General features: G+C 70.2%; 12 protein-coding genes and 1 pseudogene. 11 read left to right on the forward strand and 2 right to left on the reverse strand.

Translation table 11 applies throughout. From position 1 onward, the window contains the following. Positions 1-237, reverse strand: a pseudogene (locus BIV25_RS50290) (hypothetical protein); the annotation flags it as partial. A gap of 619 nt (positions 238-856) precedes the next feature. Between BIV25_RS50290 and BIV25_RS09260 the strand changes: the two are divergent. Next, entirely contained in the window at positions 857-1,528 is a 672-nt protein-coding gene (locus tag BIV25_RS09260; RefSeq protein ID WP_071371718.1) for a hypothetical protein, read from the forward strand. Between the two features lie 245 nt (positions 1,529-1,773). Continuing rightward, entirely contained in the window at positions 1,774-2,655 is an 882-nt protein-coding gene (locus BIV25_RS09265) for an alpha/beta fold hydrolase (RefSeq protein WP_071371931.1), read from the forward strand. 46 nt (positions 2,656-2,701) lie between these two features. On the opposite strand, the gene BIV25_RS09270 is transcribed toward BIV25_RS09265, so the two are convergent. Continuing rightward, positions 2,702-4,102, reverse strand: coding sequence for a (2,3-dihydroxybenzoyl)adenylate synthase (locus BIV25_RS09270; RefSeq protein WP_071371719.1), 1,401 nt, complete (start codon positions 4,100-4,102; stop codon positions 2,702-2,704). 233 nt (positions 4,103-4,335) lie between these two features. Between BIV25_RS09270 and BIV25_RS09275 the strand changes: the two genes are divergently transcribed. From BIV25_RS09275 to BIV25_RS09315, 9 genes are all read left to right on the forward strand, one after another. Then, positions 4,336-4,854 (forward strand): adenylate kinase, encoded by a 519-nt coding sequence (locus BIV25_RS09275; protein ID WP_071371720.1) that lies wholly within the window; start codon positions 4,336-4,338, stop codon positions 4,852-4,854. A gap of 142 nt (positions 4,855-4,996) precedes the next feature. After that, positions 4,997-5,539 (forward strand): hypothetical protein, encoded by a 543-nt coding sequence (locus BIV25_RS09280; protein ID WP_071371721.1) that lies wholly within the window; start codon positions 4,997-4,999, stop codon positions 5,537-5,539. A gap of 124 nt (positions 5,540-5,663) precedes the next feature. Beyond that, positions 5,664-6,005, forward strand: coding sequence for a helix-turn-helix transcriptional regulator (locus BIV25_RS09285; protein WP_071371722.1), 342 nt, complete (start codon positions 5,664-5,666; stop codon positions 6,003-6,005). Then, positions 6,002-7,753, forward strand: coding sequence for a SulP family inorganic anion transporter (locus BIV25_RS09290; RefSeq protein ID WP_071371723.1), 1,752 nt, complete (start codon positions 6,002-6,004; stop codon positions 7,751-7,753). The genes BIV25_RS09285 and BIV25_RS09290 overlap by 4 nt, the downstream gene beginning before the upstream one ends. Then, the gene (locus BIV25_RS09295) at positions 7,750-8,163 is read left to right on the forward strand and encodes a pyridoxamine 5'-phosphate oxidase family protein (RefSeq protein ID WP_071371724.1); all 414 of its coding nucleotides are present in this window, start codon (positions 7,750-7,752) and stop codon (positions 8,161-8,163) included. Before BIV25_RS09290 ends, BIV25_RS09295 begins: the two co-directional genes overlap by 4 nt. Then, positions 8,160-8,585, forward strand: a complete 426-nt coding sequence (locus tag BIV25_RS09300) for an ATP-binding protein (protein WP_071371725.1) — start codon at positions 8,160-8,162, stop codon at positions 8,583-8,585. The genes BIV25_RS09295 and BIV25_RS09300 overlap by 4 nt, the downstream gene beginning before the upstream one ends. Before the next feature lie 65 nt (positions 8,586-8,650). Beyond that, positions 8,651-9,040: a hypothetical protein gene (locus tag BIV25_RS09305; RefSeq protein WP_071371726.1), complete on the forward strand. Its 390-nt coding sequence runs from the start codon at positions 8,651-8,653 to the stop codon at positions 9,038-9,040. 60 nt (positions 9,041-9,100) lie between these two features. Further along, on the forward strand, positions 9,101-9,424 hold the full coding sequence (locus BIV25_RS09310; protein ID WP_071371727.1) for a zinc ribbon domain-containing protein YjdM: 324 nt from the start codon (positions 9,101-9,103) through the stop codon (positions 9,422-9,424). Positions 9,425-9,989: 565 nt separating this feature from the next. Then, positions 9,990-10,340: a metalloregulator ArsR/SmtB family transcription factor gene (locus tag BIV25_RS09315; RefSeq protein ID WP_071371932.1), complete on the forward strand. Its 351-nt coding sequence runs from the start codon at positions 9,990-9,992 to the stop codon at positions 10,338-10,340. The last annotated feature ends 110 nt before the right edge of the window (positions 10,341-10,450 follow it).

The raw sequence follows: 10,450 nt of genomic DNA on the forward strand, positions 1-10,450 counted from the left end.
GCCCTTGCCCTCGTTGCCCTTGCCCTCGTTGCTGTTGCTGTTGTTGTTGCTGTTGTTGTTGCTCTTGCCCTGTCCGGAGTCGCCGCCGAACGGCGCCTGCGGGGCGTCGGCGACGGCGGCCGGGGCCGCCTGGGGCGCCGGGGCGGAGGCCGCCGAGGCGTAGGTGATGCCGGTGACGGCGAGTGCCGCGGCGGCTCCGGCAGAGGCGGTCACCATGGTGGAACGAGCGAGCTTCATGTCGCTTCTCCCGTCTTGTCTCTCGGAGATGTCGGCTCGTCAGCCGACTGCGATCAAACGTACTCATAGCTGACATGTCGGTCATATCGAAGATTCGAGGCAGGGGGCCGATCGGGGTATATGCGACCGCGCCCGCCCCCCGATGAGGGGCGTGAAGTAACCGGAGAGAAAGGCCTATTGAATGACTTTTAGGCCTTCCGGATGATCTGCTGACACATGCTCACCCTTCGCCGACCGCGTGTCGCTGCGAAATCCGCGCATTGATCCGTGTTACGGGTACGGCAGTCCCGAAAACCGCCTGACAGGAGCCGCAGTCCTGATGACCTGCCGAATGCCGCGGCCGGGGGGACCGGTCAACGGCACGGCCTCTTCCTGGCGGTCGGCGGGACGGGAGCCGAGTCCGGTTCCGGTGACGCGGTGCCCGCGCGGCGCCAGTCCGACGCCGCCGACCAGCACGACGCCCACACGTTCGCTGTCGTTGCCAAATGCGGACAGAACCTGATGAACGACTCCCGCTCGGACGCCATCTGACGGAGTGTCACGAAAGCGGATCCGGCCCGCCGTCCTGCGAGGGCAGGCGGAAGTGCCGCATCCCGGTATCCCATGGGGGGCTCCCGTTATGACCACGCGCCGTACTCGCCGTACCGCCCGTTCCGCCGGACTGGTGGCGGTCGCCGCCGCTGCGGCATTGTCACTGACCGCCTGTCAGGGCGGGGCCAAGGACGCCGCCACCGGCCCGGAGAAGACTGTCTCCAGCTCCGCTTCCCGCCCTGCCGGTAACGGTGATGTGTCCAACGACGCCAAGGCCGGTGTGCCGACCAGAAGGTCCGCCGCACACCACACCGCCAGCGGAGCCGCGTCCACGGCCAGGACGGCGTCTCCGGTCCGCACCCAGACCCTGGTGGACGGCAGCAAGGCCGAGATCTACGAGCCCGGTACCCAGCACTACCTCGCCAGGATCGTCCACGGCGGTGAGGTCTTGGCGACACTGGAGACGAACCAGCACGACGCCGGGCTCGACGCCAACGACATGTTCGTCGTGCTCACGCTGGACGGCCAGGTCCACTCCTGGATGGGCGGCGGGCACCAAGGACCGGGCACCTTCAAGCTTGCGGGCGGCTGGACCGCCAAGGTCACGAAGATCGGTGGCGCCGGGTACCGCGCGCAGATCCTCGGCGACGACGGCGCGGTGGACGCCACCCTGGACGCGAACCAGCAGGACGTCGGGCTCGCCGCCAACGGCGTGTACATCGTGCTCGGCTTCGGCGGCGTGATCAGCGCCCATATGTAACTACCCGCCTGCCCATCTGCGGGGTGCAGCACGCCATGGAGGGCGCCGGGCACGTTCGCGTTGCTGCGCGACCCGGAGCAGCTGGGCGGGCGGACCATCGAGGCGGGTAGGACGGTCGTGCTGCCGTACGACACCGCCGAGAGGCGAGTCGCGCTTCCCGCGCTGGACGTCCGCCCGATGCCTGCAGGCACCAGGCACCGGTAATGCGGGTGCACTCCGCCGGCCCGTCCTGGCAGGATCCGAGTATGCCGATTGTCGAGGTGTCGCCCGGAGTGTCGATCGCCTACGAGTGCTTCGGCGATCCCGGTGACCCTGCTGTGCTGCTCGTGATGGGCTTCGGCGCTCAGATGATCGCCTGGCGCGAGGACTTCTGTCGTGCGCTGGCAGAGCGTGGCCGCTTCGTGATCCGGTACGACAACCGCGACAGCGGCCTGTCCACCAAGTTCGACGATCATCTCGTGGACATCAGTCAGCTCATCGCCGCTGTGAGCTCGGGAGACATTCCGTCCGCCCTCGCGATGGTTCCCTACGGATTGCAGGACATGGCCGACGACGGCCTGGGCCTGCTCGCCGCGCTCAGCGTCGAACGCGCTCATGTCGTCGGAGCGTCGATGGGCGGCATGATCGCCCAGACGATGGCCATCACCCATCCGGAGCGAGTGCTGACACTGACGTCGATGATGTCCTCGACGGGCGAGAGGGAGTACGGCCGGCCCACTCCCGAGGCCCAGGCGGCGCTGTTCAGCCCGAAGCCGCCGGACCGCGAGGGGTACATCGCGGCGGCGGATCGGGATCTGGCGTGGGCGTCCAGACGCTACGGCGACCCCGCGGCCGTCCGAGCGCTGGCTGCCGACAGTTACGACCGCGCCTACTACCCTGCCGGAGTCGGACGTCAGCTCGGAGCGATGGTCCTCAGCGGCTCGCGCGCGGACGCACTCCGGGAGCTGTGGGTGCCGACCCTGGTGATCCACGGGCTGGACGACACACTGATCGACGTCAGTGGTGGCCGACGCACCGCCGACCTGGTCCCCGGCGCCGAGCTCCTTCTGATCCCCGACATGGGCCACGACCGCCCACGCGAGCTCTGGCCCGTGCTCATCGATGCCGTGGAAGCCCACTCCAGCTGAGCACGGTCGGCGGCCCTCACTTCCGCCCGTCCCGGCACGGCCCCGCTCAATCCGGGCCCGTACAGGCGGCGTTGACCAGGTTCCCTGGGCTCGCGACGCCGGATTCCGTGGCCGTGTGGCCTACGACGACGAGGTTGGCGTCTTCGGTGAGGCGGGCGAGGTGACCGGTCCTGCAGAAGCCGTCGGGGGTGAAGGAGCGGGTGTTCTGGTCGGGGGCTTTGTAGTAGCCGCGCAGGGTGCAGGGGCCACGGGTCCACAGTTGTCCGGGGGTGCCCGGCGGTACGTCTCTGCCGTGCGAGTCGGTGATGCGGATCTCGTCCCCGGGCGAGAGGGGGCGACCCTGCGTGTGCTGGATGACATCGTCGGTGTCGGCGAGGCGGGTGAGGGTGAGCAGTCCCTCGGGCATCTCGAAGACCTGTTGGATGCGGCAGTCGAAGGTCTGTGGGATGCGCGCCGCCAGTTCGGGGTGGGGGCGCGCGCCGCCGGTCTGGATGAGGCGCAGGCTGGAGAGGTCGTACGGGCCGTCGGGGAGGGTGTCCAGCCACAGGTCCGCGACGGCGGGGACGAGGGAGGTGACGGTGACCTTCTCCGTCTCGATCGCGCGGAAGGCAGCGGCGGGGTCCGGGGCGTCGATCAGTACGACGGTGCCGCCGGTGGCGAGCGTGCCGACGATGCCGGGACAGCCGAAGGTGAGGTTGGACGTGGCCGGGAGGGCCGCGAGGTAGACGTCTTCCGGGCCGAGCCCGATGAGTTCGGCTGCGGCCCGGGTCTGGTAGGCGTAGTCGTTGTGGGTGCGCGGGACCAGCCTCGGTGCGGCCGTGCTCCCGCCGGACAGCAGGAAGAACGCGACGTCGTTCGGGTTGTGCGTGCGGTCCGGGTCGCGCGGCGCGTCCACGGAGCTGAGGGGGAAGAACAGGCATCCGCTGGGCGCGGTGGTGAAGCCGCCATGGATGCCTCGGGTGCCTTCGGGGTCGTCCAGGGTGAAGGCACGGCGCAGACGCGGATGGTCGACGCTGATCTGCGCGGCCATCGCGGCGTGGTCGAAGCCGTGGTGGATGCTGGGGCCGATGTACACGGCGGCTTCGGTGAGGCGTGCGAGAGATCCGATCTCGTCGGCGCGGTGGGAGGTGGGCGCGAACACCGGGACGGCGCCGGCCCGCATCAGTGCGTAGACGGTGATGACGAACTCGGGCACATTCGGCAGCTGGACGATCGCCCGGTCGCCGGGACGGATGCCGCGCAGCGTGAGCCCGGCGGCCACACGGTCGACGCGGCGGTTCAGTTCGCGGTAGGTGAGGCGGCGATCGCCGTGGACGAGGGCGGTGCGCGTGGCGTATGTGCGGGCGTGCTCGGCGAGGAGTCGGTGCAGGGCGGCGCCCTGGTAGTAACCGTGGTCGTAGTAGCGGCCGTTGATCTCGGGCAGGAGCGGGGTGCAGCCGTCCAGCATGGTGCAGACTCCTTCCTGGTGGTGTGGATCGCCCACCGTGCGTACGCGTCCTGCGTGATCCGTTTCCGGCTGCGCCGGCAGATCGTCAGTGTCGTGGATACGGTGCCGGGCCGGGCAGTAGAGGATCATCCGAGGAACGGCCCGGTGCGGCGGTGTGGTCGACCAACGGTCCCGGGAAAGGGCCGCGCGGAGCGCGCCCCAGCGGTCCTTGTGCGCAGGGATAGGGTGCCTCTGTGGAGCGGATCCTGGTGGTGGGAGTGACCGGTGCGGGCAAGTCCACGCTCGCCCGGGCCCTGAGCAGTCGTCTGGGCCTGCGCTACCACGAGATGGACGCGCTGTACTTCACCGGCCCCGGGTGGGCCGTGAACAGCAGGTTCGCCGAGGAGGTGCCGAGGCTCTGCGCCGAGCCCGGTTGGGTCATCGATTCCCTCGGGTACCCCGAGGTCCGTGATCAGCTGTGGGAGCGGGCCGACACCGTGATCTGGCTGGACTATCCCAAACGCGTCGTGATGCCCCGCGTGCTGCGCCGGTCCTTCCGGCGCACCGTCACCCGCGAGGTCCTCTTCGGCGGCAACAGGGAGACCTGGACCGACTGGCTGACGCGGGAGCATCCGGTCCGGTGGGCCTGGTCCCAGCACGCGTCCCGCCGCGTCGAGGTCGAGCGCCGTGTCCACGACCCCCGCTTCGCCCCTCTCGACACCATCCGCCTCCGCCACCCCGACGAGACCGCTGCGTGGCTGGCATCGCTCTGATCCGGCCGTCCGTCGCCTCCGCACCCCGCCCGGCAGGCAAAGGCATGGCCAGTAACTCCCTTTGCCCATAGGGTCGTTGGCTGTCGCCGTGCCGAACGACGGGCGCCCCAGCCGCGGTGCCCTTCAGCCTGAGGAAACCACCGTGATCATCGCTGAGACCACCCTGACGCCGGTGACCGGCGAGTACGGCTACCTCCTCGCGCTCGGCGGGGCCTACGAATGGCCCCCCGAGTGGCCGTACGGCTGGCGGTGCGGGCCGATCGGAAGCGACACGGCGCACATCATCACCGACACGGATACCGGCACCATCACCATCACCGTCCAGACCCACGACGAGCCGCCCCCGCTTCAGAGCGCCCCGGGCTGGGGGCCGCCGGAGGAGATCAGCCTGCACGCCACCGAGGACGCCCCTGTGCTCTACATCCTCGGCACCGGTGACTTCTGGGAGGCCGAGCCCGACGACGGCCCGCTCAGGCTGCCCGCCGACCGGATGCCGGTGTGGATCCGGATGCGTCTGTACTGCCACACCGCGGACCCCGAGCCCGGCATCGGCGACCGCGGCGAGCGGCACCTGATCCAGCTGTGGGCCGCGCCGGAGGAGCCGCCGGTGCATCCGCAGCCGACCGCATCCGACCTCGTGCTGCGGCGCTCCTACGAGGAGGCGCAGCTCTCAACGGATCACTGAATTGCGAAATTCTGCAATTCGTTAGATGCTGCATTCGCTGTGCTCGCAGGTAGCCGCGGGCACAGCTTCTGTACGTCTGACATCCGCCCCGCGCCAGGGGCTCTGCGTGGGAAGCTGAGGGATCGTGTCGGTTCCGCTGTACCAGGCGAAGGCGGAGTTCTTCCGGATGCTGGGGCATCCGGTGCGCATCCGTGTGCTGGAGCTGTTGCAGGACGGGCCGATGCCCGTGCGGGAGCTGCGAGCGGCCATCGAGGTGGAGCCTTCCAGCCTGTCGCAGCAGCTGGCGGTGCTGCGCCGCTCAGGGATCGTCACCGCCACCCGGACCGGCTCGACGGTGACGTACGAGCTGGCCGGCGGCGATGTGGCCGACCTGATGAAGGCCGCGCGGCGGATCCTGACCGAGATGCTCGCCGGGCGCGACGAACTCCTGGCCGAGCTGCGGGAATCCGAGGTCGTCACCCGATGAGCACATCTCCCGGCCGGGCGGTCCGGTCGCGGATCACCTCGCTGCTGCCGTCCCGCGCCGATGTGGCCCGGATACGACGTGATCCGCGCCGGGACCTGCTCGCCGGTCTCACCGTGGCGGTCGTCGCCCTGCCCCTCGCCCTCGGTTTCGGGGTGTCGTCCGGGCTGGGCGCCGAAGCGGGTCTGGCGACCGCCGTGGTCGCGGGCGCGCTGGCCGCCGTGTTCGGCGGGTCGAATCTCCAGGTGTCGGGGCCGACCGGTGCCATGACGGTCGTCCTGGTGCCGATCGTCGCCCAGTACGGTCCGACCGCCGTGCTCACCGTGGGGCTGATGGCCGGTGTGATGCTCCTGGTCCTCGCCCTGCTCAGGGCCGGTCGCTGCATGCAGTACGTGCCGGCACCCGTGATCGAGGGTTTCACCCTCGGCATCGCCGGGGTGATCGGGCTCCAACAGGTGCCGAACGCGCTCGGCGTGCCCAAGCCCGACGGTGACAAGGTCCTCGTCGTCACCTGGCACGCCGTCGAGGAGTTCGCGAAGGCGCCGAACTGGACCGCCCTCGCTCTCGCGGCCTGCGTGGTCGTGCTGATGCTCGCGGGCGGGCGCTGGCGGCCGGCCGTGCCGTTCTCCATCGTCGCCGTGATCGCCGCCACCGTCGTCGCTCAGGTCGCTCACCTGGGTGTGAAGCCGATCGGTGACCTGCCCTCGGGGCTGCCCGCGCCCTCGCTGTCCTTCCTCGATCTCCATTCGCTCGGTTCGTTGCTCGCTCCGGCCGTGGCGGTGGCCGCGCTGGCCGCGCTGGAGTCGCTGATGTCCGCGGCCGCCGCCGACGCGATGACGGTGGGGCAGCGCCACGACCCCGACCGAGAGCTGCTCGGCCAGGGACTGGCCAACATCGCCGCCCCGCTGTTCGGCGGCGTCCCGGCCACCGGCGCGATCGCCCGTACGGCGGTCAACGTACGCACCGGCGCCGGCTCCCGGCTGGCGGCGCTCACCCATGCCGCCGTGCTGGCGCTGATCGTCTTCGCCGCGGCACCCCTGGTGTCCAGGATCCCGCTGGCCGCGCTCGCGGGTGTGCTGATCGCCACCGCGATCCGCATGGTCGAGGTCGGCTCGTTGAAGGCGATGGCGAAGGCGACCCGGTCCGACGCCCTGATACTCGTCCTCACCGCGGTCGCGACCCTCGCCCTCGATCTCGTCTACGCCGTCGTCATCGGCCTGGTCGTGGCCGGCGCGCTCGCCCTGCGGGCGGTGGCCAAGCAGGCCCGCTTCGGCCAGGTGCCCCTGGACCGCGGTGATCACACAGCCGAGGAGCACGCGCTTCTGGCCGAGCACATCGTGGCGTACCGCATCGACGGGCCGCTGTTCTTCGCCGCCGCCCACCGCTTCCTGCAGGAACTGACCGAGGTGGCCGAGATCCGGGTCGTCGTCCTGCGGATGTCGCGCGTGTCGGCCATGGACGCCACCGGCGCCCTCGTCCTGAAGGACGCGGTGGAGAAATTGCGGCGGCGCGGCATCCTCGTCCTGGCCTCCGGCATACGTCCCGGCCAGCGCAAGGCCCTCGACTCCGTCGGCGCCCTCGATCTGCTGCGGCACGAGGGCCGGCACTACGCCACCACGCCCGAGGCGATCCGGGCCGCGCGCGATCACCTGGAGATGGCCGGAGTCGTTGCCGCCGTCCCCGCCCAGAAGGCCGTTCCGCAGAATGCCGTCCCGAAGAACACGGACATCCGCGAGGAAGCCGTCCGATGAGCACACCCTCCACCACCCCGCGCCTGGTCGAGGTCTCCGGCGCGGAGGCGCTGTGGCTCCTGGAAGCCGCACAGCTGGGGCGCCTGGTGTTCGTCCAGCGGGACGTGACCGTCGTTCGCCCCGCCCGGCATGTGTGGGAGTACGGCCGACTGGTCGTGCGCACCCCCGTCCAGTCGGCCGCGGTCCCACCGACCGTGACCTATCAGGCGGACGACATCCGGGGAGCGGTCGGCACCGGCTGGACCGTGACCGCGACCGGCCCGGCCGAGGTGATCACCGATCCGGACGAGGCCGCCCACCACCGGCGCACGCTGTCCGGCTGGACGCACGGCCCGCACGACACACTCGTCCGCGTCCACCCGCAGTCGGTCACCGGGTTCCGCCTGGTCCGGGGAGTGGAGAAGCGATGAGTACACAGCTGGAGGCCCTGCCGCACCGTCATGCGCTCACGGTGCCGACCCTGCCGTCGGCGGTCCGGGTGGCCCGTGAGACAGCTGAGCAGGCCCTGGTGGAATGGGGCATCGGGCTGCGGCACCCCGTCGTGGACCCGGCCCTGCTGATCCTGAGCGAGCTCGTCACCAACAGCGTGCGGCACGCAGCGGCGCTCTCCCCGGAGCTCACGGTGTACTACGCCGCGGGCCGGGACTGCCTGGCCTACGGCGTCCACGACCGTCACCCCCACCAGCCCGCGCTGTACGCGTCGGTCACCGGCACCGGGAGCGGCGGTCTGGGGACCGTGATGGAGCTCGTCCTCGGCTGTGCGGGCACCGCGGTCGTCCGGGGCGACTGCGACGGCAAGGGCAAGACCATCTGGGTCACCCTGCCCCTGTGACCCCGGCCTCACTCCCCTCGGCTCCCCCGGCAGCACCCCGCGGCAATTCAAGGAAGTTCCCCCGCATGACCATCGACTGGCGCTACACCATCGAGCAGGAGCTCGGCATCCTCTCGGTCGCCGGCTACCTCGGCCCTGACGCGGTACGCCGCTTCACCGGCGCGATCGGCTGGGTCGTCGCCCGCGGCAGCGGCCCGGTCGTCCTCGACCTGACCGAACTGCGCGGCTGGTCCGCCGAAGGCCAGCTGGCCATCACCGAGGCCGCCCGCCGGCTCGCCGGCTACGGCCGCGGCCTGGAACTGGCCGCCATCCCGGCCGACGGCTCACTGGTCCCGACCGCAGACTGCCCGGACATCCCGGTCCACTGCGACCTGGACGCCGCGCTCGCCGCGCACGGCCGGGGACCGGTCCCGGAGGGGCAGCAGGAGTGGCGCACCGACGGCTGGCCCGCCTGACCCCCGCCTCACGTTCGTATCGATGCACGTATCGACTCACCAAGAGAAAGACACGGTCCCATGAGCGAGACTCTTCCCCCCTGCCCCGAATGCTCCGGCACGTTCACCTACGAGATGGGCGCCCTTCTGGTCTGCCCCGAGTGCGGTCACGAGTGGTCGTCGTCCGACGCTCCCGGCGACACGGTCGGGGACAAGATGATCAAGGACTCGGTCGGCAACGTGCTCGCCGACGGTGACACCGTCACCGTGGTCAAGACCCTCAAGGTCAAGGGGAACCCGGCGGGTATCAAGGCGGGCACCAAGGTGCGCAACATCCGGCTCATCGAGGACGGCGTGGACGGCCACGACATCGACTGCAAGATCGACGGGTTCGGCGCCATGTAGCTGAAGTCCAGCGTCGTCAAGAAGGCCTGAGCCGGTACGTCAGCGGCCGAGTTCGCGCACATGCAGGCGGCCGTCGAGGGGATACGCCGGCGGTGCCGCGGGCAGGAGCCCGGCCAGTTCGTAGCGGCACTTGTGCGCGACCCGGCATGACGCCAGGTTGTCGACCTGGTGCAGGAGTTCCAGGCCACTCCCCTGCCGCGCGCACGCGCCGCGGTCCGAGAGCCGACATCTGCGGACCGGTTGTCAGGGGCGACGCCTCTGAGGACCACGTGCCCGAACGGCTGCCCCTCTTCCCCACCGGCTCGCGTCTCCACGACGGCGGATCTCCACGGACGCGGCGGAGCGATCTTCACATGAATCGCTGTCACTGCACCTACGAAATTGCTAATATTGGCAATTGTCAATGTCTTCACCATTGAATGCGAGCGGCCCGGCTCCTCGGTGCGGGTCCGGTTCTGCCTGCGCCAGGCGCGAGGATGGGTCGCATGTTCTTGACGAGTGGGTGGATGCGATGCCGAGTGCACCGGCCGGTCAGGCCGTGCCGTGCTGGACGGGGGACGGCACGGTGAGTACGCCGCTGTACCAGTTGAAGGCCGAGTTCTTCAAGACGCTCGGCCATCCGGTCCGCATCCGTGTCCTGGAGTTGCTGAGCGAGCGCGAGCACGCGGTCGCGGAGATGCTGCCCGAGGTGAAGGTCGAGCCCTCGCACCTGTCCCAGCAGCTGGCCGTGCTGCGGCGCGCGAACCTGGTGCGTACGCGCAAGGAGGGGTCGAACGTGTACTACTCCCTCGCCAGCCCTGAAGTGGCGGAGCTGCTGCGTGTGGCGCGGTCGATCCTGTCCGGCGTGCTGGCGGGGCAGGCCGAGTTGCTCGCCGACCTGAAGGCGGCCCAGCCGGAACGGAAACCGCCGTCGTAGAGACGGCCGACGGACGGCCGCCGTCTCCCGGGAGTTGGACAGCGCTCGCGGACCGGGAGGCGGCCGCCTTCACTCGCGGCAACATTTAGCAAAACACGCAAAGCAAGAGA

The organism is Streptomyces sp. MUSC 14, assembly GCF_001866675.1.
In the GTDB taxonomy this organism is placed as follows: Bacteria; Actinomycetota; Actinomycetes; order Streptomycetales; family Streptomycetaceae; genus Streptomyces.